21 protein-coding genes and 1 riboswitch are annotated in these 23,658 nt (G+C 40.0%); of the genes, 3 read left to right on the top strand and 18 right to left on the bottom strand.

Annotation, left to right across the window (positions count from 1 at the left end; translation table 11 throughout):
• Positions 1–19: 19 nt before the first annotated feature.
• From BCM40_RS06325 to BCM40_RS06255, 15 genes are all read right to left on the bottom strand, one after another.
• Positions 20–1,237, bottom strand: a complete 1,218-nt coding sequence (locus BCM40_RS06325) for a carboxylate--amine ligase (protein ID WP_065526673.1) — start codon at positions 1,235–1,237, stop codon at positions 20–22.
• Between the two features lie 14 nt (positions 1,238–1,251).
• Positions 1,252–2,649, bottom strand: coding sequence for a two-component system histidine kinase PnpS (pnpS, locus tag BCM40_RS06320; RefSeq protein WP_065526674.1), 1,398 nt, complete (start codon positions 2,647–2,649; stop codon positions 1,252–1,254).
• Complete coding sequence (locus BCM40_RS06315; RefSeq protein WP_065526675.1) at positions 2,646–3,353, bottom strand: response regulator transcription factor; 708 nt, start codon at positions 3,351–3,353, stop codon at positions 2,646–2,648. The genes pnpS and BCM40_RS06315 overlap by 4 nt, the downstream gene beginning before the upstream one ends.
• A 75-nt stretch (positions 3,354–3,428) precedes the next feature.
• Positions 3,429–3,875: a MaoC/PaaZ C-terminal domain-containing protein gene (locus tag BCM40_RS06310; RefSeq protein ID WP_065526676.1), complete on the bottom strand. Its 447-nt coding sequence runs from the start codon at positions 3,873–3,875 to the stop codon at positions 3,429–3,431.
• A 158-nt stretch (positions 3,876–4,033) separates the two neighbouring features.
• On the bottom strand, positions 4,034–4,972 hold the full coding sequence (mdh, locus tag BCM40_RS06305) for a malate dehydrogenase (RefSeq protein WP_065526677.1): 939 nt from the start codon (positions 4,970–4,972) through the stop codon (positions 4,034–4,036).
• Between the two features lie 289 nt (positions 4,973–5,261).
• Positions 5,262–6,530 carry an NADP-dependent isocitrate dehydrogenase gene (gene icd / locus BCM40_RS06300; RefSeq protein WP_065526678.1) on the bottom strand — a complete coding sequence of 423 codons (1,269 nt, stop codon included), beginning with the start codon at positions 6,528–6,530 and terminating at the stop codon, positions 5,262–5,264.
• 94 nt (positions 6,531–6,624) lie between these two features.
• Positions 6,625–7,740 (bottom strand): citrate synthase, encoded by a 1,116-nt coding sequence (citZ, locus tag BCM40_RS06295; RefSeq protein WP_065526679.1) that lies wholly within the window; start codon positions 7,738–7,740, stop codon positions 6,625–6,627.
• A 184-nt stretch (positions 7,741–7,924) separates the two neighbouring features.
• Positions 7,925–8,311, bottom strand: a complete 387-nt coding sequence (locus BCM40_RS06290) for an FxsA family protein (RefSeq protein WP_065526680.1) — start codon at positions 8,309–8,311, stop codon at positions 7,925–7,927.
• A gap of 24 nt (positions 8,312–8,335) precedes the next feature.
• Positions 8,336–10,096: a pyruvate kinase gene (pyk, locus tag BCM40_RS06285; protein WP_065526681.1), complete on the bottom strand. Its 1,761-nt coding sequence runs from the start codon at positions 10,094–10,096 to the stop codon at positions 8,336–8,338.
• Positions 10,097–10,120: 24 nt separating this feature from the next.
• A complete protein-coding gene (gene pfkA / locus BCM40_RS06280) occupies positions 10,121–11,080 on the bottom strand; it encodes a 6-phosphofructokinase (RefSeq protein WP_065526682.1) in 960 nt (319 codons plus the stop codon).
• Between the two features lie 178 nt (positions 11,081–11,258).
• Positions 11,259–12,227 (bottom strand): acetyl-CoA carboxylase carboxyl transferase subunit alpha, encoded by a 969-nt coding sequence (gene accA / locus BCM40_RS06275; RefSeq protein WP_065526683.1) that lies wholly within the window; start codon positions 12,225–12,227, stop codon positions 11,259–11,261.
• The gene (gene accD / locus BCM40_RS06270) at positions 12,220–13,092 is read right to left on the bottom strand and encodes an acetyl-CoA carboxylase, carboxyltransferase subunit beta (protein WP_065526684.1); all 873 of its coding nucleotides are present in this window, start codon (positions 13,090–13,092) and stop codon (positions 12,220–12,222) included. The genes accA and accD overlap by 8 nt, the downstream gene beginning before the upstream one ends.
• A complete protein-coding gene (locus tag BCM40_RS06265; RefSeq protein ID WP_065526685.1) occupies positions 13,076–13,726 on the bottom strand; it encodes a FadR/GntR family transcriptional regulator in 651 nt (216 codons plus the stop codon). The genes accD and BCM40_RS06265 overlap by 17 nt, the downstream gene beginning before the upstream one ends.
• A gap of 113 nt (positions 13,727–13,839) precedes the next feature.
• Positions 13,840–16,902 carry a DNA polymerase III subunit alpha gene (gene dnaE, locus BCM40_RS06260; protein WP_065526686.1) on the bottom strand — a complete coding sequence of 1,021 codons (3,063 nt, stop codon included), beginning with the start codon at positions 16,900–16,902 and terminating at the stop codon, positions 13,840–13,842.
• A 13-nt stretch (positions 16,903–16,915) separates the two neighbouring features.
• A complete protein-coding gene (locus tag BCM40_RS06255; RefSeq protein WP_065526687.1) occupies positions 16,916–17,860 on the bottom strand; it encodes a DHH family phosphoesterase in 945 nt (314 codons plus the stop codon).
• Between the two features lie 93 nt (positions 17,861–17,953).
• Between BCM40_RS06255 and BCM40_RS06250 the strand changes: the two genes are divergently transcribed.
• Positions 17,954–18,259 (top strand): YtpI family protein, encoded by a 306-nt coding sequence (locus tag BCM40_RS06250; RefSeq protein ID WP_065526688.1) that lies wholly within the window; start codon positions 17,954–17,956, stop codon positions 18,257–18,259.
• A gap of 77 nt (positions 18,260–18,336) precedes the next feature.
• On the opposite strand, the gene BCM40_RS06245 is transcribed toward BCM40_RS06250, so the two are convergent.
• Both BCM40_RS06245 and BCM40_RS06240 read right to left on the bottom strand, forming a co-directional pair.
• The gene (locus BCM40_RS06245) at positions 18,337–19,644 is read right to left on the bottom strand and encodes a DRTGG domain-containing protein (RefSeq protein ID WP_065527731.1); all 1,308 of its coding nucleotides are present in this window, start codon (positions 19,642–19,644) and stop codon (positions 18,337–18,339) included.
• A gap of 299 nt (positions 19,645–19,943) precedes the next feature.
• Positions 19,944–20,645 carry a metal-dependent hydrolase gene (locus tag BCM40_RS06240; RefSeq protein ID WP_065526689.1) on the bottom strand — a complete coding sequence of 234 codons (702 nt, stop codon included), beginning with the start codon at positions 20,643–20,645 and terminating at the stop codon, positions 19,944–19,946.
• Between the two features lie 98 nt (positions 20,646–20,743).
• Here BCM40_RS06240 and BCM40_RS06235 point away from each other — a divergent pair, with 98 nt between their 5' ends.
• Complete coding sequence (locus BCM40_RS06235; protein ID WP_065526690.1) at positions 20,744–21,841, top strand: M24 family metallopeptidase; 1,098 nt, start codon at positions 20,744–20,746, stop codon at positions 21,839–21,841.
• 161 nt (positions 21,842–22,002) lie between these two features.
• The gene (locus BCM40_RS06230; RefSeq protein WP_065526691.1) at positions 22,003–22,509 is read left to right on the top strand and encodes a universal stress protein; all 507 of its coding nucleotides are present in this window, start codon (positions 22,003–22,005) and stop codon (positions 22,507–22,509) included.
• A 43-nt stretch (positions 22,510–22,552) separates the two neighbouring features.
• On the opposite strand, the gene BCM40_RS06225 is transcribed toward BCM40_RS06230, so the two are convergent.
• Entirely contained in the window at positions 22,553–23,491 is a 939-nt protein-coding gene (locus tag BCM40_RS06225) for an NADP-dependent oxidoreductase (RefSeq protein WP_065526692.1), read from the bottom strand.
• A gap of 121 nt (positions 23,492–23,612) precedes the next feature.
• A riboswitch (PreQ1 riboswitch) is annotated at positions 23,613–23,656 on the top strand.
• Positions 23,657–23,658 lie beyond the last annotated feature (2 nt).

Here is a 23,658-nt window from a genome sequence, read left to right as displayed (position 1 = left end):
GTGTTAAGCTTCTGTAAAATCACCACTGATTGTTTTTATACTTCTTATAATAGTTAAACTGACGCGCTAATAAGTACAGTTTACGTTTTAAATGCTTATCTTTCTTATAAAATAGCGGATTGCCATATTGGCCTTTTTTAATAAGACGTTTAATGTCTTTGAGTACGGCTTTATTATGAACAAAGTTACGCAATACGGCTTTTGGAACAACTGTGAATAAGAAATCTTCATTCAAATACGTGACCGGCTTTTCTGTTTGATAAATTAAATCATCTACAAAATACTCCGCCATGTTGTGACCAAGAGCTGTAACGTAATAACTTGAACGACCTTGGCGAATGTTTACTTCAAACACTTTGAATTTCTTATCCCGCGCATCGTATTTCAAATCGAAGTTTGCAAACCCTTGATAGCCAACCGCTTCAAGGAAATTTTGCAATTTGACCATCATGTCTTTGTCAAAACGTGTAATCAATGCTGTGTAGTTTCCGATTGCTGTTACCGTATGTTCTTGCAATACAACTTGGGCAAAAGTAACTAATTGCGTTTTCCCTTTAGAATTGGCATAAATAACCGAATCCCACATAAATGTGTCGTCTCCAGGAATGTAATCTTGGATAATTAACTCATCGCGGTAGCCGCCTGCTTTGATTTGTTGGATGACTTCATGCAACTCTTTCGGACTTTCCACTTTATACACTTTTTGCTGACCTTCAAATTTGTTTCGGCTATATTCAATGCCATTACTCGGCTTGATGATCACAGGGAACATCATTTCTTCTTCAAACGGTTCTTTTGAATTGCAGTCATAAAAGAAGGTGGTCGGTGTATCAATGCCATGAACTTTACAAAGCTCGTAAAAATTAGCTTTAACTTGCAGCTGATTCATCAAATCTTCGTTAATATAATTAAACACATAATGCTCACGCAAAACTTTTGCGTTTTCAATAATTAATCGAACATACAGATCGTTCGTACCGATGAGTAAAAGAGTTTTTCCAGGTGCTCTGTATTTATCTGCAATATCCATTAAAATATTCGCAAATTGAGCATCATCTGCTAAACCAGAACGCAATTCAATCGTTTCAGTAATAGTACTTAATGATGTAAATGATAAAGGTTCTTTCCCGACCAAAATCGGCTTAATGCCATATGCTTCGTGAAATGAAATGGCCATGTTGTATGCATTCATATCTGTGCCGACGATAATCGGTAAAAATGGGTGTTTAGTTTCCATGCTTTCCTCCTAGATTAAATAGCCAAAGGCAAATAAATTGTAAAAGTGGTGCCTACTCCGACTGTACTGTCGACTTCCACTTTTCCATCATGAGCCTCGATTAAGTGTTTAACAATAGATAGTCCAAGTCCGGTGCCGCCTGAATTACGGCTTCGGGCACGATCAACTCGGTAAAAACGTTCGAATAACCGGCCAATCTCAGAGCGCTCGATGCCGATGCCTTGGTCTTCTACTTGTATAACGGCTCGATTGTTTTTTCTAAAGAGCCGGATGGTAATTTCTGTGTTATTGCTTGAATATGTAACAGCATTGATCAGCAGATTCATCATTACCTGGATTAATCGATTGGCATCCCCTAAAACGGTTATCGGTTGAATCTCCAACTTCAACTGAATGGATTTTTCAGCGATTTTTGGTTGGATCATTTCTCTTGCTCGTTTAATGACGGCTTCCATATTCGTAGGTTGCGCATTTACTCGAAAACCACTTTGTTCCACTTTCGATAAATCAAGTAAGTCATTAATAAGCATCTCTAATCGATTGCTCTCGGTATGAACAATTTCCAAAAATGACAATAAAGTTTCCGTATCTTTATAAGCACCATCTAACAAGGTTTCAGTAAACCCTTTAATAGAAGTTACGGGCGTACGAAGTTCGTGAGACACATTGGCCACAAAATCTTTGCGTATCTGTTCCAACTTTTTAAGCTCGGTAATATCTTGAAAAACAATAACGATGCCTAACCAACGCTCGTGTTCTCCAATTACCGGTGCCCCGTACACATTAAAGTTTTTGATTTTGAACCCTGATAAAAATTCGATTTGCACGCGCGAATGCGTTTCCGTCATAAATACACTTTCAATGAAATTTTCAACTTCTATCGGAACTTGAATTTCTTTATAAAATTTTCCAAGGACAACTTCCGATGATAATCCAAATTCTTCTGAAAAAGGCTTATTAACAAGAGACACGGTCCCTTGCTTGTCTATCATGATCAATGCACTACCCATATTCTCAATGAGTGTTTTTAATCGCTCTTGTTCCATGACACGAATCGCAGTGATTTCTTGCAAATTTCGTGCCAAAACATTGATGGTTCGGCTCAATTCAATACTATTATAGGCATTGGATTCAGAGGCACGGGCCACATAATTGCCTTTAGCAAGCTCCATCGCCGTTTCTGTAGCATTTTCAATTGGTTTTATCGCCACCCCAATAACTCGGCTACCCACAATTGCAGATAACACCAGCGCCACAATAAATGAAAAAAACAATAGCATCCATATATCGGATTTATTTTCAGCATTTTCGTAAATTGGCAGTAGCTGCAATACTACGATAAACAAACCGGTTAGCATCATGGTTATCCAGACTAATAACGTGGTTAACAAACGATGGCGTAAAAAACTCATACGCCCTTTGGTTCCTCAAATTTATAACCAAGTCCTCGAATTGTTTTAATAAACGTTGGTTTCCGACTATTTTCTTCTATTTTCTCACGCAAATGACTAATATGAACATCGACAATACGCGTATCTCCCGCAAAATCGTATTTCCACACTGCACTCAGTAGCTGGTCACGTGTTAGTACGCGATTTTTGTTTTCCATCAAATAAACGAGCAACTCAAATTCTTTTGGCGTAAATTCTAACTGCTCTTTGTTTAGGAATACTTCAAAACGATCCGGATAGACATCCAATTTGCCAAGAGAGATAGGTTGAGAAGAATCTTGCTGTGGAATTGGCACATTGCTCGCTCTTCTTAACACTGCTTTTATGCGAGCCACAACTTCTCGTGGACTAAATGGTTTTGTCATATAATCATCAGCACCAAGCTCTAGTCCCAATACTTTATCAAATTCATCACCTTTAGCTGTCAGCATAATGATCGGTGTATTGACTTTTTGTTGACGCAACGATTTACAAACTTCTACACCATCCATAGATGGCAACATTAAATCCAACACAATCAACGCTGGATTTTCACTCAGTGCCAGTTCATAACCTTGCTTGCCATCATTAGCAATAATTGTTTCAAATCCAGCTTGCACCAAATTATAAGATAGTAATGTCGCAATTGAATGTTCATCTTCGATAATCAATATTTTTTTCAGCATTTTACATCCTCCACACTCAGTTTGAAACCCCCATCTCAAACCGCGTTAGAAATCATTTGTTGCTTGAGGCGTCAATTATTCAATTGTCCGGGGCGGATTAGCAGTAATTTGTCCTTGCACTACAATCTCACCTTGTTCATCGATTCCTTCAACTTGGACGTTCACTCTATTGTGCACGATATCCACTTCGACAACTTCCAATGTAAAGTCGATTGTCGCGTAATGATAGACAGGTTTCAAAAAATTCAACTGTTGGCTAGTAATGTACGACCCAGGCCCTGGTATATATTTTGAGATCGCAGATGTTAAAATACCCGTCAACATAATATTCGGTACGACAGGCTTTTCAAAAGCTGTCTGAGACGCGTAATCATGTTGAATATATAACGGATTACTATCATTCGTTAAACCAAGATAAAGAAGAAGATCCTTGTCTTCAACTTTTTCAGTCAGCTTTAAGTTCTCACCAATTTTGATGTCTTCCACACGTCGACCTAATTTCCGCTTTTTCCCAAGCAACAAACAACATCCCTCCATTTTCTTGATATCCTTATAGTATCAATTTAGCCAATGAAAGTGCAAGCGCCTAAGGTAGTAGGCAAATTAGAGCTTCTCTACTTAATTGAAGAAAACCACATAAAAAGGGGGCACGAAAACTTCCTGCCCGCTTTTCTTTTTATTTATGTTAATACTTTCATAACTGCTTTAACCGACTCAGCTGATTGATTTAACAAGGTTTGTTCTTCTTTATTCAACTCGATTTCAATAATTTTTTCAATGCCACCAGCACCTAAAATTGTTGGTACGCCTAGATAAATACCATTCATACCATATTCACCTTCTAAATAAGCTATAGAAGGCATAATACGACGCTGATCTTTTATTATGGCTTCAGCCATTTCTACAAGCGAAGCGGCTGGTGCATAGTAAGCCGAACCACTTCCTAATAAATTCACGATTTCAGCACCACCTTTACGCGTTCTAGCCACAATTTCATCTAAACGATCTTTAGCGATTAACGCTTCTAACGGCACACCTCCCGCATAAGAATAACGCACTAGCGGAACCATATCATCGCCATGCCCCCCTAGGACGAACCCTGTAACATCTTTAACCGAGACATCCAGCTCGTCGGCCACAAAAGTTCTAAAACGTGCTGTGTCTAATACTCCAGACTGCCCAATTACACGTTCTTTTGGCAAGCCGGATGCTTTGAATACGGTATAAGTCATTGCGTCGACCGGATTTGTCAAAACGATGATTGTTGTTTCAGGAGAGTATTTCACAATTTCTGCCGTTACAGACTTCATTACTTTTTGGTTGGTTTGAACCAAATCATCCCGGCTCATACCTGGCTTACGTGCAATTCCAGCAGTAATAATTACTAAATCTGAGCCTTTTGTATCTTCGTAATTCGCCGTACCTTTTATGCGGGCATCAAAGCCCAGTACTGGACCAGCTTCTGCCATATCTAAAGCTTTGCCTTTCGCTGGGTCTTCCATATTCGGAATATCCACTAACACGACATCACCTAATTCTTTTTGAGCCAGCAAGAAAGCTGCTGTCGCCCCAGTAAAACCAGAACCAATCACAGAAATTTTCGTGCGTTTGAATGTCATGAACCATCTCTCCTTTTAACGTATTTTCACTTTATTAGTTTTACCTGAATATTTCAGTATCCCCCGGTCACATTCTAGAATTAGCTTTGGAATTCTAGTTTCTAACTAGTAGTTGATCGATTTTAGGGACGCGGTGAAGACACCAACTTCTGCATCGCTCTATTCACTACATAAAAAACTCTGTCTTAAGCGAATTTTTCGTTCTCAGTATTTATACCCTTAAAAATTAAATTTAACTTGCTTTTAGGTAAAAAAAAGAGAGGGGAAAATTCCCCTCTCTCTTTAACTCTTATAGGTTTTTGATTAATTCGTCAGCAAACTCAGAACATTTCACTTCTGTTGCGCCGTCCATTAGACGTGCAAAGTCATAAGTTACAACTTTAGAAGCAATTGTTTTCTCCATAGAGTTAGTGATCAATTTAGCAGCTTCAGCCCATCCTAAATGTTCAAGCATTAATACACCTGAAAGAATAACAGATGACGGGTTTACTTTGTCAAGACCAGCGTATTTAGGAGCTGTTCCGTGAGTCGCTTCGAAAATCGCATGTCCAGTATCGTAGTTGATGTTCGCTCCAGGAGCGATACCAATTCCGCCTACTTGAGCAGCTAAAGCATCAGAAACATAGTCTCCGTTTAAGTTCATTGTTGCAACAACATCGAACTCGCTTGGACGTGTAAGAATTTGTTGTAAGAAGATATCAGCGATTGAATCTTTAACAAGAATCTTACCTGAAGCAAGAGCTTCTTCTTGTGCTTTGTTCGCAGCGTCTGTACCTTTTTCGTCTTTAATTGCATCATATTCGTTCCATGTAAATACTTTATCGCCGAATTCTTGTTCAGCCACTTCATAGCCCCAGTTTTTGAAAGCTCCTTCAGTGAACTTCATGATGTTCCCTTTATGAACAAGTGTTAATGATTCGCGGCCTTCAGTAATTGCATAGTTGATTGCAGCACGAACTAAACGTTTTGTTCCTTCTTCTGAAATTGGTTTGATACCAATACCTGAAGATTCAGGGAAACGGATGTTTTTAACGCCCATTTCGTCTTGTAAGAAGGCGATCAATTTTTTCACTTCATCTGAACCGTTAGCGTACTCAATACCTGCGTAGATATCTTCAGTGTTTTCACGGAAAATAACCATATCAGTATCTTCAGGGCGCTTAACTGGTGAAGGTACACCTTCAAAGTAGCGAACTGGACGTAAGCAAGTGTACAAGTCTAATTCTTGACGTAAAGCTACGTTCAATGAACGAATACCGCCACCGATTGGTGTTGTTAAAGGACCTTTGATTGCGATCAAGTATTCACGGATTACTTCAAGAGTTTCTTCAGGAAGCCATTCGCCAGTTTCGTCGAATGCTTTTTGTCCTGCTAAAACTTCTTTCCAAACAATCGATTTTTCGCCGTTATAAGCTTTTGTTACTGCTTCTTCTAAAACGCGTGATGCTGCGTTCCAAATATCCGGTCCAGTTCCATCACCAATAATGTATGGAATTACTGCATTGTTAGGTACGTTCAAAACACCGTTTTCTACTGAAATTTTTTCGCCGTTAGTCATGTTAAATTTCCTCCTGTAGTCAAAGTCATAGGGCTGCACGGAGTGCAAGCCCTATAAGTTGTATTTTTTTATCGTACAAATAGATGAAAATTTCTTATCTTTCTTCAACTGGCACGTAAGTTTGCATACCCGGTCCGATGTATTCCGCACGTGGGCGGATCAAACGGTTGTTTGAGTATTGCTCCAAAATATGCGCTAACCAGCCCGATGTACGCGAAACCGCGAAAATCGGTGTAAACAAATCATGGTCAATGTTCAGGCTGTGGTAAACAGATGCTGAATAGAAATCGACGTTTGGTGGCAGGTTTTTCTCGCCTGTCACGATGTCGTTAATTTTTACAGACATGTCGTACCATTTTTCTTCGCCACGGATTTTCGTCAATTTCTGAGACATTTCACGCAAATGTTTCGCGCGTGGGTCGCCATTGCGGTATACGCGGTGACCAAAGCCCATGATTTTTTCTTTGTTGGCTAATTTTTCGTGGATGACGTTGTCAACGTTTTCGACTGAACCGATTTCCGTTAACATCTTCATCACTTGTTCGTTTGCACCACCGTGAAGGGGTCCTTTTAATGCACCAATCGCTGCAGTAACACCTGAGTAGACATCCGACAACGTCGCGACAGCAACGCGCGCAGTAAACGTTGAAGCGTTTAATTCGTGATCTGCATGGAGCACAAGCGCTTTGTTGAACGCTTCTTCTTCGATTGCTTCTGGCAATTCTCCAGATAACATGTACAAGAAGTTAGCTGCAAAGCTTAAATCTGTTTTCGGTGCTACCGGTTCTTTGCCGCTGCGAATGCGTCCAAAAGCCGTTACGAGTGTTGAAATTTTTGCTTGGATTTTCACCGCTTTGCGGTAATTTGCTTCTGGTTCCATTACTTCCGCTTCTTCATCGAACAAGCCAAGCATTGAAACAGCTGTACGAAGTGCCGCCATTGGGTGCACGTTTTGAATGTCGTATGTTTTAAAGTGATCCAGCACAGCTTGTGGAACGGCCATGTTGTCCGCCAATTGTTGCTTGAGTTCCGCCAATTCAGCTGCTTTTGGCAAGCGCTGGTGCCATAACAGGTAAATTACTTCTTCAAAGCTGGCATTTACGGCTAAATCATCGATATCATAGCCGACATATGTAAGTGTGTCATCAATGATCGAACTGATCGCGGATTGTGTTGCTACTACACCTTCTAAACCTTTTGACGATGTCATTTAAATCGCTCCTTCTTCAATATAGTTCATCATTCCAAAAAAAAATGCAGAATGATGGCTCATCTGCTTTTATGAACTTCTATTTTAACCTTACTAAGCTATTATAATCAACTTTGTACAGTTTGTGAATGAAAACGCTTATAGAATTTAAAATAACTAAAAAAAATGAGGGAAACACTCGGAGTTATCCAACGATAACTCGAGTGTTTTTCATTTTTTTATGAATCATTCGATAAATAAACGGTTTATATATTTTTTGAGTTGGACTAAAAAGCATCGTGAATCCTATGGCATCTGAGATAAACCCAGGCGTTAACAATAGGACACCTCCAACTAAAATAAATGCCGCATTCAACAATTGATCCCCAGGAGCTTGAAAACTATTCATTCCTGCTTGTATATCTTTTATTGCTTTAATTCCTTGTTTTTTGGCAAGAAAAGCACCCAGCAAACCAGTTGCCACGATAATTGCCATCGTCGCAACTAATCCAAGCTTGCTTCCTGCCCAAATTAGCAAAGCTAATTCAAGAGACGGTACAATAATCAAGGCTAGGAAAATCCATTTCATCATGCTGACCTGCCTCCTTATTATGAATTACAGAACGCTCGCATGGCCGTGATAAACTATGCCTGATTCTGAATCCATTGTTATATCATAATTATTCTTGATAAGTGAAGTGGCTTCTTTAACACCAACAATTACTGGGATTCCAAGACTCAAGCCCACAACTGCTGCATGGCTCGTTAAGCCACCTTCTTCAGTAATAATACCTGCGCATTTGTTGATCGCCGGCATCATGTCACGATCTGTTCCAATAGTAACAATGATTTTGCCTTCTGTGTCTACCGCTAATGCTTCTTCTGCATTGCGAACAACGACAGTTTCAGCGAACGCGACTGTTTTGCCAATTCCTTGACCTTTTGCCAAGATATCGCCAATTACATGAACCTTCATCAAGTTCGTTGTTCCTGCATGTCCTACCGGAACACCTGCAGTAATCACAACAAGATCGCCATGTTTTACATAACCGTGTTTCAAGCTCTCATCCACAGCTGTTTCTAACAATTCATCTGTAGATTCTACTGATGGACCAATAATTGGCTGAACTCCCCAGACTAACGATAATTTACGAGCTGGACGATCTGAAGACGTTACGGCAATAATTGGTGCTCCTGGACGATATTTAGAAATCATTTTAGCTGTTGTGCCGCTCTCAGTTGGTGCAATAATCGCTTGTACTTTTAAGTTTAAAGCAGTGTAGGCAACAGCTTGACCAATAGCTTCGGTCATATTCGATTCTTTTTCTTTTCTTCTGTTTGAAACAATTTGCTTATAATTTAATGCAGCTTCAGTTGTTGCTGCGATACGGTCCATCGTTTCAACAGATTCAACTGGATAAATCCCTGCTGCCGTCTCACCAGAAAGCATAATTGCATCTGTACCATCAAAAATTGCATTGGCAACATCACTTGCCTCAGCGCGCGTTGGACGCGGGTTACGTTGCATAGAATCTAGCATTTGTGTTGCTGTAATAACCGGTTTACCTGCACTATTGCATTTATCGATTAAAGATTTTTGAACCAATGGCACTTCTTCTGCAGGAATTTCTACACCTAAATCGCCACGAGCAACCATTAACCCATCAGAAACCATGATGATTTCATCAATATTATCGACACCTTCACGGTTTTCGATTTTTGGAATGATTTGAATATGTGAGCCATCATTTTTCTCAAGCAACCCACGAATTTCCATTACATCTGAACTTCTTCTCACAAATGAAGCAGCAATAAAATCAACGTTTTGCTCGATACCGAACAAAATGTCTTGTGCATCTTTTTCTGTAATTCCTGGCAATTGAACCGATACACCTGGAACGTTTACGCCTTTTTTGCTTTTCAATGTTCCAGCATTTTCAACAATCGTATGGATGATTCCATTTTCAGTATCTAAGCTTTCAACACGTAATTCAATCAAACCATCATCTAATAAAATGATTGAACCAACATGAACATCTTCAATCAATTGTTCGTAAGTAATTGAAAAACGCTCAGCAGTACCAAGTACTTCTGTCATTGAAACTTCGATCTTTTGACCTGTTTCGAGTTCGATGGAATCGTTCTCCATTTGATGAGTACGGATTTCCGGACCTTTTGTGTCTAACAAAATCCCAACAATTTTATCTGCTTTGTCAGCAGCTTCACGAATCCGCTGGATGCGTATAGCATGTTCTTCATGATTACCATGCGAAAAGTTCAAGCGGGCTACGTTCATACCTGCTTCAATTAATCGTTCCAGCATTTCAGGTGATTCACTTGCCGGGCCAATGGTACAAACTATTTTTGTTTTTCTCAATAAACTCACTCCATTTATGTTGTTTTAAATTGCTAACTCTTTGGACAATGTATATAAACTCATATCAGCATTATGCTCTGCAGTAAATGCTTCTGTCATATCATAGTCTACCACCTGGTGATTCTTCATGCCAATAGCTCGTCCCCCGACACCTTCCAGAAGAACTTCCACTGCACGCGCACCAAACAAACTTCCTAACACACGATCTCGTGCTGTCGGAGAACCGCCGCGTTGAATATGGCCAAGTACGGAAACGCGTGTTTCGATATCTGCTTTTTCTTTAATGCGCGCTTTTAGTTCGTTACCACCCATTACGCCTTCTGCTACGATAATAATACTGTGGCGCTTGCCGCGTTTACGTCCTTTTTGTAAACGATCAATCATGTCATCAATGTCATAGCTTTCTTCCGGAATCAGAATTGTTTCTGCTCCCCCGGCAAGACCTGCCCATAATGCCAAGTCTCCTGCATCGCGTCCCATTACTTCTACAATAAATGTCCGTTCGTGACTTGTTGCTGTGTCCCGAATTTTATCGATTGCTTCAATAACCGTATTTAAAGCTGTATCAAATCCGATCGTGTAGTCTGTTCCTGGAATGTCGTTATCGATTGTTCCTGGAACTCCAACACAAGGAAATCCTCTTTTAGTCAAAGCCATTGCTCCTCGATATGAACCATCTCCACCAATAACTACTAGTCCTTCAAGGCCTTCTTTTTTCATTTGTTCAATCGCTTTTAGTTGACCAGCTTCCGTACGAAACTCTTCACAACGTGCTGAGTACAATTTAGTTCCCCCACGTTGAATGATATCGCCCACATCACCGGCTTCTAAGTTTTTAATATTGCCTTCGATTAAACCTTGGTAACCTGAATATACGCCTGCAACTTCAACACCGTGATAAATTGCTTTACGAACAACCGCACGGACAGCTGCGTTCATCCCCGGTGAGTCTCCTCCACTTGTTAATACTCCAATTTTTTTCATAATCATTATCCTCCTGCAGTCCATTTACTCTCCTAACCTTACCATGCCAGAGCCTTGCTGTCAGTCTTGAATCGCTTCTTGCATGTTAAGATTTTAGATCTTTTTTATATTCTCTTTAAGATATTGTTAACGTCATAATAACTTATCTAATCAAAAAAACCGCCGAGGCGGTTTTCTATCATTCGCTAAAGACACCAATTGATTTGAATTTTTTGTAGCGCTGTTCGATCAATTCTTCGGCCGACAAACCATTCAATTCTTCTAATGAGCGTCTAATGGCTTCTGACATAATAGCTGCTTGTTTTTGCGGATCGTGGTGAGCTCCCCCGCGTACTTCCGGTATCATATGTTCAATAATGTTCATTTCTAACAAATCGGGTGCCGTAATTTTCATCGCTTCCGCTGCAGTTTGAGCAAGAGCGGAATCTTTCCAGAGAATTGAAGCAGCTCCTTCTGGAGAAATTACTGAGAACGTGGAGTTTTCTAGCATTAAAATTTGATTGCCAACACCTAATGCTAATGCTCCTCCACTTCCACCTTCACCAATCACAATAGATAGAACAGGTACTTCAAGTCCAGCCATTTCAACCAAGTTGCGTGCAATGGCTTCACTTTGACCACGCTCTTCTGCTGCTTTCCCTGGATATGCACCTTTTGTATCGATCAAACAAATAATTGGACGCTTGAATTTTTCAGCTTGTTTCATTAAACGCAACGCCTTCCGGTATCCTTCAGGATGAGGCATACCAAAATTCCGTCGAACGTTTTCTTTTGTATCTTTGCCGCGCTGATGTCCGATAATTGTAACCGGCTGACCGTTAAAAGACGCAATACCACTAACGATTGCTTCATCGTCTCCGTATAGACGATCTCCGTGTAATTCAATAAAATCATCAAAGATCATGGGTATGTAGTCCAAAGTTGTTGGACGTTCTGGGTGTCGAGCCACTTGTACGCGATCCCAAGGCTTCATATTTTCATAAATCTCTTCTTCTAGTTTCGAGAATCGATCTTCTAAAGATTTTATTTCCGAACTCAAGTCCACGTCGGCTGTTGTCGTATATTCTTTTAGCTCTGAAATTTTCGCTCGCAACTGAATAAGCGGCTCTTCAAATGCTAAGGTTTTTTTTCCGTTTTTCTTAACCATTTGCGATTGCTCCTTTCGTGTGAAGGCGCACAATGGTCGCCAAGGTTTGTTGCATCGAATCACGGTGAACGACCGCATCTAATTGCCCATGTGCCAATAAAAACTCAGCTGTTTGAAAATCTTCAGGTAGTTTTTCGCGTACGGTTTGCTCAATAACACGACGCCCCGCAAAACCGATTAAGGCCTTTGGTTCCGCAATATTAATATCGCCAACTGAAGCAAAACTTGCAGACACGCCGCCCGTCGTCGGATGCGTTAAAACAGAAACAAATAATAACCCTTCATTGCTGTGACGTTTTAATGCGACACTTGTTTTCGCCATTTGCATTAACGACAATACGCCTTCTTGCATACGAGCTCCGCCACTTGCTGTGAAAATGATAAATGGCAATTTGCGGTCTGTTGCAGCTTCGATTGCGCGAGTGATTTTTTCGCCTACTACAGATCCCATAGAACCCATTCGGAAATGTGAATCCATCACAGCGAGCACAATATCCTGACCTTGTAATTTACCAGCACCAGTCAATACAGCTTCGTTCAAGCCAGTTTTCTCACTATCTGCTTGAACTTTTTCCGAATACCCTGGAAAGCCAAGTGGATTTTCCGATTTCAAATGATCGTCCATCGACTCAAAACTTCCAGCATCCAATAATGTATTTATGCGTTCATAAGCCGTCATTTTAAAGTGATGATCGCATTTCGGACAAACTTTTTTATTTTTCTCTAAATCTTTTGTTAACGTAATTTCTTTACAAGAAGGACACTTTGTCATCAATCCTTCTGGGACATCTTTTGCAGATTTTGAAGGCATGGTTGCTTCCTTGCTATCTTTATTGCGTTTAAAAATATCACGTATTATTGCCATTGCTTATTCTCTCCTTTTTTAACCATTCACTCCAAGCCTGAAACTCTTGAATGGCTGTATCCGCATCTTGTTGCTCAATTGCCAATAAGGTGTTATTCATGAAGTCAATTTCCTTAGAAGAAACGGTTCCAGCGTATGGATTCCCGCTATATTGTGTTAATAAAAACCAGATTTTTAAAGACAATCGATTCCCAGATAGGACCATCAATTCTCGAACAAAATCTTCGCGTTGAAAACTTTCGTCTTTTAAACGTAAGCGAAAGCTGTCCCAAACTTTCATTTGGCTTTCCGTCTCACTTTTGCATATCGCTTGAATAGCTGCAATTTCATGAAGCAACCGGGTTTCCCACACATCTTCATGTGAACGATTGTCCTGCAAGATAAACGTAGATAAGACTTCAACCAATTTATGGTTTCTATGATCAGACAAAAAGGTTCCTTCACCTCGGCGCGTTTCGATCAATCCTAATAATTCAAGACTGCGGAGCGCTTCGCGTAAAGTAGAGCGACCTACTTGCATCTTTTCAGCCAATTCCCTTTCAGATGGAATACGGTCCCCCGGTTTGATTTTTTCTTGCCGGATCATATCACGAATGTCCCGTACTATATCTAAATATCGTTTAGATTGATTCATGAAGGTTCCTCAGTTCCCATTTTTTTGAAAGTGGTCTGACCACTCATATTCTCTACAATACAAAAAAAACAATCCCACGTAAAGAAAAAACTGCTTTTCTTTTCGAAAAGCAGTCAGGTTTCTATGTTTTTGCAAATAATCGCCGTTTTGTGATTTCTGTTTTCAACTAATCCTTGAATTTCAAGAGTGGCATGAGGTTCTAAAAGCAAGTTGAATTTCGCGTATTCTACTGGAAACAACGTAACAGAAGCAGGACCCGTTTCATCCATTAATGTTAAAAATGCCATAGCGTCTCCTTTTTTAGTACGAATCCGTTTAATCTCTTCTATGACACCCAATACTTTCACCGGTTCCCGGTCACGCTTCGACTTTAATGATTTAAGCGCATCATACGACTTTTGTCGATTTTCTTTTTCTCGTTCAATCGGATGTTTAGACAAATAAAAGCCGAGCACTTCTTTTTCAAATTCAAGCTTCAAACTTTCGGGCATCTCTGAAGCTTTCGTGTATTTGGGTTTCATAAAACTCGCGCCCATCTCATCAAACAAGCCAGGTTCATCGTTTGGTTTTACAAGCTCTGCGTGTTTAATAGCGCTATCTAGTGATGCTAAAACCACGCCACGGTCTTGTCCGAAATCGTCAAGAGCCCCTGCTTTAATAAGTGGTTCAAACGATTTTCTGTTAAAATGCAAAGCTGAGATTCGTTCAGCGATATTAAATAAGCTACTAAACGGAGCTTCTTCGCGAGCGGCAAGCAACGCTTTAATAGTTGAACCTGGTACGCCCTTAACGGCATTTAAACCAAATCGGATTTGACCGTCTTCTACCGAAAAGGTATGGCGACTTTTTTGGACAGACGGAGGAAGTAACGGAATTTTCTTTTCTTTGATTTCCTGCAACAACTGTTTTGTTTTTTCGGCATTGCCAGCACTATTGGACAATAAACTGGTATAAAAATAAACCGGATAATGGGTTTTCATATAACTCAATTGATAGGAAATCATGCTGTAGGCTACCGCATGACTTTTTGGAAAACCATAATCGGCAAAACGAACGATTAAATCATATACTTCCGCTGCTTCCGCTTCAGTAAAACCTTTTGCTTTTGCCCCTAGCACAAAATGCTCGCGTTCTTCATCTAAAATCTCTCGTTTTTTCTTGCTGACTGCACGGCGTAATAAGTCAGCTTCACCAAGAGAAAATCCAGCCATTTTCGACGCAATATGCATAATTTGTTCTTGATAAACGATAACACCGTAAGTTTCACTTAAAATTGGTTCTAAAATCGGATGAACATATTTCACTATTTCTTGACCATGTTTTCGCCGAGCATACAACGGGATAAACTCCATCGGACCTGGACGGTATAACGCATTTACTGCAACAATATCGCCAAAAGCTGTCGGTTGGATCTGCTGAAGCGCCTGGCGCATGCCATCAGATTCAAGCTGAAAGACACCCGTTGTATCTCCTGATGCCAATAATTTAAAGGTTTTTTCATCATCTGAAGGAATGCCACTGTAGTTGATTCTTTGTTTTGTGTCCCAATAAACCAAGTTGCGAATTTGTTCTAAAATGGTTAAATTACGAAGTCCCAGAAAATCCATCTTTAATAAGCCAATTGCTTCGAGTTCTTGCATTGGCCATTGCGTCAAATAAATGCCTTCGTGCCCTTTTTCAATCGGTACATGATTGACCAGTGGGGTGGGACTTAAAATTACACCTGCAGCGTGGGTAGAGGCATGTCTCGGAAGACCTTCCAATTTTAACGCAGTTTTAAACCAAGATTTACGCTCTTCTCGCTCAATAATCCAGTCATTAAACTTTGAAGATTCTTTTAAGGCCGAACGCAAAGTTGTTCCGGGACGATTTGATATCAGTTTTGAAATAGCTTCAAGCTCTTCTGCTTCAAAACCAAATACGCGGGCAGTATCTCGAGCTACTGCTTTTGCAGACAATGTACCAAAGGTAATAATTTGCGCAGTTCGAACAGCTCCGTATTTTTTGGCTACATAGTCCACAACTTCATGACGTCTATGATCAGCAAAATCAATATCGATATCTGGAAGCGTCACCCGTTCTGGATTTAAAAACCGTTCAAACAACAAACCATGTTTAATTGGGTCGACATCTGTAATTTTTAATGAATAAGCAACGAGTGAGCTCGCTGACGATCCACGACCAGGACCTGTCATAATGTCTTGATCCTTGGCGTATTTCATAAAATCCGCAACAATTAAAAAATAATCGATAAAGCCCATTTTTGCGATAATCGATAACTCGTAATTTAACCGCTCTTGATAGTTTTCCGGAAATCTTGGTACTCGCTCTTCAAGCCCTGTCTTGCATAATTGTGCAATGTAAGTTGCTTTATCGACTTGTTCTGATAACGGATAAACTGGCAACAATTGTTGGTTCATTGGGATAGTCACTCGACAGCTTTTTAACATATCTGCAGTTTGTTGCACCCATTCGTTTCGGTCTGCAAACCAAGTCAAAAATTCTTGTTGGTTTGGTACGTAAGCGTTCGTATGTTCTGGCGTTTGTCTTGCTGGATCATTCATTTTTAGACCTTGACCAATTGCGGAGGCTACTTCATAAGCAAAGGCATCTTGTTGATGTAAATAATGAACTTCATGGGTGGCCATAATGGGTAGTTCGAGTTGGGCACACAGCTCAATAAAGTCTGATTCGTATGCAGAGACTACCCCACCTGGACGTTCAATGCTCCCAAACGCTGATTGGCCAAATAAACTTTTAATATAGCCAATCGCTAAACTCCGATCGGTCATGAGCCATTCAGCTTTGTTCGGAATCACACAAATTAATCCTTCTTTATACGCCTTTAACCATTGTTCAGGAATCGCTTTTTTGTCGCGAGTAGATAATGCGCTCGAGATTTTCAGCAAATTGTCATAGCCGTTGTTGGACTGGGCATATAACACGACCGGATAATGTTGTTCTTCATATTCGATAAAAGCCGAAAGGCCGACAACCCCATGGATGCCGGCACGGCGACACGCTTCCCAAAATGGGAGCATGCCATATAATTTTGTATTGACGATTGCAGCTGAAGTCGTTCCTTGCTCCTTTAAAAACGGGAAAAGTTCGTCAAGGCGCACCGTGCTCTTCAGCAAATCAGCAGATGTGCTTATATGCGGATAAACCATTGACACTAGACTCTCCTCCTTAGTTTGCGGCTGCACAAATTTCTGCCAGGCGTTCGATTACGCGATCAGCTTCTTCCCATGAATACGCAGTGGCACCAGAAGCCATTGGATGTCCGCCGCCACCAAATTCTTTCGCTAATGTGTTAATGACCGGTCCTTTTGAGCGCAAACGCACACGAATTTCTTTTTCTTCTTCAATAAAGATAACCCAAGCTTTCATTCCTTTTACGTTGCCAAGTGAGCCCACTAATAAAGACGTGTCCGAAGCCGTAACATTAAATTCTTTTAAAATGTCTTTTGTGATTTTTACGTGCGCTGCACCGTTTTCGTCCATTTTAAAGTTTTGGTACATATAACCTTGTAAATGCAATAATTTCCGATCCATCTCGTACATGCCATTATGTAACGCATTGCGATCAAAATCATACTTGATCAACTCTCCTGCAACAGCAAAAGTTTTTTGAGTTGTGCTCGGAAATAAAAATCGGCCCGTGTCCCCAATAATCCCTGCGTATAACAAGCGCGCAGCTTTTGCATTCATCGTCCAATTTTCATGTTTGTGGCCATATTCATAAAGTTCGTAAATGATTTCAGAAGCAGAGCTAGCTGTCGTGTCGACGTGAACAATGTCGCCATAGGCATCGTCATTTGGGTGATGGTCAATTTTAATCAGCTTGGCACCCGTTTTATAACGTTGGTCATCTACACGGTCCGTATTCGCAGTGTCAGTTACGATGATTAAAGCCCCTTCAAACTCTCGATCTTCAACAACATCTGGAAAATCCAGAAAATCCATTGTGTATTCATGCGTCCCTGCAGCTAAAATACGCTTGTCTGGATAGTTTTGCTCTAATAAATATTTTAAACCAAGCTGAGATCCATATGCATCTGGATCTGGTCGAACATGACGATGAATAATGATGGTATCATATTGCTTAATTGTGTCGATGATTTGACTGTACATGTTTAAGTTCCTCCATTTATAAGGAAATCCATTCGCAATTTCACTCAATTCTCAGTACAATGAGGTATGAGTTTCGGAATTCAGGAGGTCCTTATGTTAATTTTTGTAATTTTAATTATTGTATCATTTGTCATTTATTTTTATAACAAAACAAAACAATTTCGTACACGTACCGTTTTACCTATTCGCAAGAAATGGTATGCTGCGCGCGCTTCAATGGCCTTAGGTAGTTTTGTTACCTTTTTCGGCATCAATCAGCTATTTGTTTTTCAGTCAACACTCACGTATATCATTTCAAGCATTTTCATCGTATTAGGATTGGCTTTAGTTTATTACAATTACAAAGCATCAAAACATTACCATGCATTTCTTGAAGAAGAAGCAGATTTAAACCCATAAAACTTTTTAGATTTCCAAGCAGCAGACACACTCAATTACTGAGTGTGTCTGCTGCTTTTTTCATTAGTTACATTGTATTAACGGTCTAATAATTGGAATGTCAACATCGCTTTTCCAACAATTTCGTTTTCTAACGCTACTTCAACATCCACTTTGGCTGACTTTCGACTAATGTCCAAAATTTGAGGTCGGACCAAGACGAGCGCATCTAACTGAACTGGTTTTAAAAAGTAAATAGATGCGTTTTCAAGTACACTGTCTTTCCGATTTTTTGTTTTCAGAATCGCCGACGCGGCTTCTGTCAAAATCATCGTATATGCAGCGTGAGAAATTGAACCATAGGCATTGGTCATTTGAGGTGTCACACGAAACTCCAAAATCAATTTATCACTTATTTGTTGATGAAGTTGACTCTTGATGATGTCATCAATGGTTTCGCCTTGCTGAGGTTGACGTTGAGCGGTTTGAATCGCTTTTAATACATCTTGTCGACTGATAACCCCTTTTAACTTGCCGTAATCATCTGCGACCGGCATTAAATCAATGCCTTCCCAAATCATTCGGTGTCCTGCAGCTGCCACACTTGTTTGCATGGAAACAGTTAACGGATCTTTAGTCATTACTTTTTCCACTAATTCTGTAGCAGAATGACCAATGACGTCACGTGACGTAATAATCCCAACTAGCTTGTTCGTATGATCAACTACTGGAAACCCACCATGAGTTGTTTCTTCATTTAGCTCATGGTATCGACTGATGGTCTCTTTATGATGTAAATGTGCGGTGCCTTCTAACGGGATTAATATATCTTCAATTAATAAAATTTCTTTTTTAATCAATTGATCGTAAATCGCACGGTTGATCATAGTTGCTACTGTAAACGTATCATAGCTCGTTGAGATAACAGGTAGTTCAAATTCATCCGCTAATTTTTTCACTTGATCGGCAGCTTCAAAACCTCCAGTTACAAGTACGGCTGCGCCGGCACGAAGTGCATATTCATGTGCTTTATACCGGTTACCGACAATCAGTAAATTACCTGCTTCTGTATATCGCATCATGTCTTCTAACTGCATTGCACCAATTACGAATTTGTTCAATGATTTGTGCAATCCTGCTCTACCGCCTAGCACTTGTCCATCGACAATATTAACAATTTCAGCATATGTAAGTCGCTCAATATTTTCTTTCTTTTTGCGTTCAATTCGAATGGTCCCAACACGTTCTATCGTCGATACCAATCGCTTTGTTTCTGCTTCTTTAATCGCTCGGTAAGCTGTTCCTTCGCTTACTTGCAAATCTTTTGCAATGCGCCGCACTGAAATTTTCTCACCTACGGCTAAAGTCTCAATATACGCTAATATTTGTTCATGTTTAGTCGCCATGATTTCACCCATTCTTTCTACGTTCCTATATCCTCTAGTGTAGCATAACTTACGAAAAGTTGAGAGGGCCGTTTAGTTCTCGACAGGCAGAAGACGCACCGGCGAAGTGGCGTTCTTTGCCACACAGCTGGGGTGACTTATGTCCCGAGAGACTGGTCCTCGAAACTAGACATAAAGAAAAGTTGAGAGAACCGTTTCGTCTCGACAGGCATAATAGAACACAAGAAGAACCACGAGAAGCCGGAGCTTTTCGTGGTTCTATCTTGTACAAAATCAATCATCTAAACAACCCAATTTTATTAGCGGTTCGTAGAAATAGATTCTAAATCCACATTTTCTCCCGGTTGTAAAATGTTTACTTGAACATCTTTTACTAATGATTTGAAATGCTCAGGATCTTGCTCAATAGGTGGAAATGTATTGTAATGAATGGGCACAACCATTTTCGGTTTTAATAATTCGACGGCATAGGCTGCGTCTTCTGGTCCCATCGTGAAATAATCACCAATTGGGAGAAATGCTACATCAATATCATTTCGTTCACCCAACATTTTCATGTCGCCAAACACTTCTGTATCGCCCGCATGATAGATAGTTTTGCCTTCTGCTTTGAACAAAATTCCAGCAGGCATACCACCATAAACAACTTCTCCTTCATCCGTTGTAAAAGAAGAGCTGTGGAAAGCTTTTGTAAACTTTACCACTCCAAAGTCAAAATTATGCGCACCGCCCAAATTCATACCGACAGCATCTACGCCTTGACTGCTTAAATAATTAGCTAGTTCAACCGGCGCTATCACTTGTGCATTATTGTTTTTTGCCAATTCTACTGTGTCCCCGACATGATCGTTATGCGCATGTGTTAATAAAATAGCATCTGGTTTTTCGTCTGCTACCTTCAAGTCCGTAAGTTTGTTTCCACTAATAAATGGATCAATTAAGATTGTAAATTTCCCAGTTTTAATTTTAACGACTGAATGACCATGATATGAAACGTTCATATTATCCCTCCAAGTTTTGAATAAACTAATCCTAACTTTCGTAGCTGTATTATACCCTGATTTTTGATATGCTACACATGAAGAGGAGGAATATACATATGAACAAGATTACACAATTACAAAATTATTTACAGGAACAATCGATTGACGCAGCATTTATTACAGACCCTTATAATGTTTTTTACGTCAGTGGTTTCAAAAGCAATCCACATGAACGTTTATTAGGCGTAATGGTGTTTGCTGAAGCTGAACCGTTTCTAATTTGTCCGAAAATGGAAATTCCAGACGCGAAAAATGCAGGCTGGGCTGGTGAAGTGGTTGGCCACGAAGATACGCAAAATTCAATGGAGATTTTGTATCAAACGGTTCTTGCACGTGGAGTTGACTTAAAAACAATGGCTGTCGAAAAAGCGCATATGACTGTTGAGCGCTACGAATCACTCTTGTCATTTTTTGGCTCTCTTTCAATCACACAATTGGATGAGCAACTAAATGCCATGCGCGTCATAAAAGATGATGCAGAACTACAAATATTGAGAGAAGCTGCTGCATTGGCTGACTACGCAATTGAAGTAGCGGCTCGAACGATTAAAGAAGGGATTACTGAGATTGAAGTCATGACTGAAATCGAATTAGCATTAAAAAAACGTGGCGTTACGCATATGTCATTTGATACTACTGTATTAACTGGTGATCGCGCAGCTTCGCCGCATGGTAAAACTGGTGAATACAAGCTTAAACAAGGTGATTTAGTTTTGTTTGATCTTGGTGTGGTTCACAAAGGCTATTGCTCAGATATTACCCGTACATTAGCACTTGGTGAACCGAATGAAGAGCAAAAAGAAGTTTATGACGTTGTTTATCGTTCTGAAATGGCTGCTCTTGAAGCGGTCAAACCAGGCGTTACGGCAGCTGAACTTGATCAAATTTCACGTAAAGTGATCGCAGATGCGGGGTATGGAGACTATTTCACTCACCGTCTTGGTCATGGTCTTGGAATTGATGTTCATGAGTTCCCTTCAATTCACGGAGAAAACACAATGAAAATAGAAAAAGGTATGGTCTTCACACTAGAGCCAGGCATTTACGTACCTGGTAAAGTTGGTGTTCGCATTGAAGACGACGTAGCTGTAACAGCTGACGGCTATGAAGTATTAACAAAATATCCAAAAGAACTTCAAATTATAAAAAACTAATCATAAAAGCGGCTTCGGAAAAATTCCGATGCCGCTTTTATACGATATAAATAATATTTCATTAAATAGACAAAAAATTCAGCAAATTAACTTCAATTAAGCAGGAACTCTTCTTTTTATAGCGAATGAGTACCTATAGACAGATGAAGGAGGAATGTAGGATGACTTTAAAATACAGTCAAATTCTTGTAGCGGTAGACGGTTCTAAAGAAGCAGAGTGGGCATTTAAAAAATCAGTAGGTATTGCCGAACGAAACAACGCCACATTAAACTTAGTCAACGTAATCGATACACGCTCTTTTGCTGCAATCGAAGCTTATGATCGATCCATCGCTGATCGGGCACAAAAGTTCGCTGAAGATTTATTGGAAGAGTATAAAAAAGAAGCTCTAGCCGGTGGAGTTGAAAAAGTAAACATTGTCGTCGATTATGGTTCTCCAAAATCAATGATTTCGAGAGATTTAGCTCAAAAAGTTGAAGCTGATTTAATTATTTGTGGGGCGACTGGATTAAATGCGGTTGAACGCTTTTTGATTGGTAGTGTATCTGAACACATTGTTCGTTCTGCAAAATGCGACGTATTAGTCGTCCGGACAGAAGAAGCGCAAGACGATGCCCCAACCGAATATTATTCAGCTGATAAAGCTGGAAAACCTGAAAACTTCTAAACTAAAAAAAATCCTTTCGCTAGTTTGAAAGGATTTTTTTATTTTATGATTTTATTTTAATAATAATTTTTCCGCGAGCATGATGAGTTTCGCTCAATTCATGAGCATCTCTTACCCCTTGCTCTGAGAAATCAAAAACATGACCAATTGTTGGTTTTAATTCGCCAGATATAAAAAGGTTGGCCAGTTGATGCAATTGCGCACCATTTGGCTCTAGCCAATAACTCGTCGCATGTACTCCATGTTCTTCGGCTTGTTCACGTGATGGTTCTCCTGCAATGGAAATTAGCTTGCCGCCTTTTTTCAGTACTTTGAAACTTTTCTCTAAAACTTCCCCGCCCATCGTATCTAAAACGGCATCAAAATTCTCCAGCAATTCACTAAAATCTTCTTCACTATAGTTGATCACACGATTTGCTCCTAAAGATTTAACCAATTCGTCATTGATATCACTCGCAGTCGTAGCTACATACGCTCCAATACTATTAGCTATTTGAATAGCCATAGTCCCTACTCCACCAGCTCCTGCGTGAATTAAGACTTTTTCCCCTTTTTTCACGTTCGCAAAACCAACGATACATTGATAAGCAGTTAATCCAGCTAAGGGAATGGCTGCACCTTCTTCAAATGACATACTTTCAGGCATATGTGCAAGTAAGTTCGCTTCTACTGGTACAAATTCCGCATAGGTCCCTTGGCGTGTTGTCGCAGGTCTTGCAAAAACACGGTGTCCTACTTTAAAGTGCTTAACGTTTGCTCCAACTTCAGCCACTACCCCAGCCATATCCCAACCTAAAATAATTGGAAATTCCCAAGGTAGCATATCTTTTAAATAACCTTTACGTAATTTCCAATCAATTTGATTGACCGAAGTAGCATACACTTCAACAAGCACTTGGTCATCCGTAATAGCTGGCTTTTCAATTTCTCGCTCAACTAATTGCTCTCTACCGCCATAGTTATTAATAACAATTGCTTTCATCTCGGACCTCCCCTTTCGTTGTTATATAAATATACCCTCTTTCAAGAAATTGTATACCTCCATAGAGATGATATTTGCAGTCTTCTTTTTATAGGTAGATATGTTATTATTAATCCTGTTCATTAAAGAGGTTCGCAAACTCCCTCTCTAAAAAACTAAGGAGTGTA

The organism is Planococcus donghaensis (assembly GCF_001687665.2).
GTDB classification, from domain to species: Bacteria; Bacillota; Bacilli; order Bacillales_A; family Planococcaceae; genus Planococcus; species Planococcus donghaensis.
This window is presented reverse-complemented; position numbering and strand designations above follow the sequence as displayed.

Bases quoted from the DNA above. Each gene is read 5' to 3' on its own strand.
- BCM40_RS06325 (WP_065526673.1), bottom strand. From the start codon at position 1,237: ATGGAAACTAAACACCCATTTTTACCGATTATCGTCGGCACAGATATG.
- pnpS (WP_065526674.1), bottom strand. From the start codon at position 2,649: ATGAGTTTTTTACGCCATCGTTTGTTAACCACGTTATTAGTCTGGATA.
- BCM40_RS06315 (WP_065526675.1), bottom strand. From the start codon at position 3,353: ATGCTGAAAAAAATATTGATTATCGAAGATGAACATTCAATTGCGACA.
- mdh (WP_065526677.1), bottom strand. From the start codon at position 4,972: ATGACATTCAAACGCACGAAAATTTCTGTGATTGGTTCTGGTTTTACT.
- icd (WP_065526678.1), bottom strand. From the start codon at position 6,530: ATGACTAACGGCGAAAAAATTTCAGTAGAAAACGGTGTTTTGAACGTA.
- citZ (WP_065526679.1), bottom strand. From the start codon at position 7,740: ATGACATCGTCAAAAGGTTTAGAAGGTGTAGTAGCAACACAATCCGCG.
- BCM40_RS06290 (WP_065526680.1), bottom strand. From the start codon at position 8,311: ATGATGAAATGGATTTTCCTAGCCTTGATTATTGTACCGTCTCTTGAA.
- pfkA (WP_065526682.1), bottom strand. From the start codon at position 11,080: ATGAAAAAAATTGGAGTATTAACAAGTGGAGGAGACTCACCGGGGATG.
- accA (WP_065526683.1), bottom strand. From the start codon at position 12,227: ATGGTTAAGAAAAACGGAAAAAAAACCTTAGCATTTGAAGAGCCGCTT.
- accD (WP_065526684.1), bottom strand. From the start codon at position 13,092: ATGGCAATAATACGTGATATTTTTAAACGCAATAAAGATAGCAAGGAA.
- BCM40_RS06265 (WP_065526685.1), bottom strand. From the start codon at position 13,726: ATGAATCAATCTAAACGATATTTAGATATAGTACGGGACATTCGTGAT.
- BCM40_RS06255 (WP_065526687.1), bottom strand. From the start codon at position 17,860: ATGTACAGTCAAATCATCGACACAATTAAGCAATATGATACCATCATT.
- BCM40_RS06250 (WP_065526688.1), top strand. From the start codon at position 17,954: ATGTTAATTTTTGTAATTTTAATTATTGTATCATTTGTCATTTATTTT.
- BCM40_RS06245 (WP_065527731.1), bottom strand. From the start codon at position 19,644: ATGGCGACTAAACATGAACAAATATTAGCGTATATTGAGACTTTAGCC.
- BCM40_RS06240 (WP_065526689.1), bottom strand. From the start codon at position 20,645: ATGAACGTTTCATATCATGGTCATTCAGTCGTTAAAATTAAAACTGGG.
- BCM40_RS06235 (WP_065526690.1), top strand. From the start codon at position 20,744: ATGAACAAGATTACACAATTACAAAATTATTTACAGGAACAATCGATT.
- BCM40_RS06230 (WP_065526691.1), top strand. From the start codon at position 22,003: ATGACTTTAAAATACAGTCAAATTCTTGTAGCGGTAGACGGTTCTAAA.
- BCM40_RS06225 (WP_065526692.1), bottom strand. From the start codon at position 23,491: ATGAAAGCAATTGTTATTAATAACTATGGCGGTAGAGAGCAATTAGTT.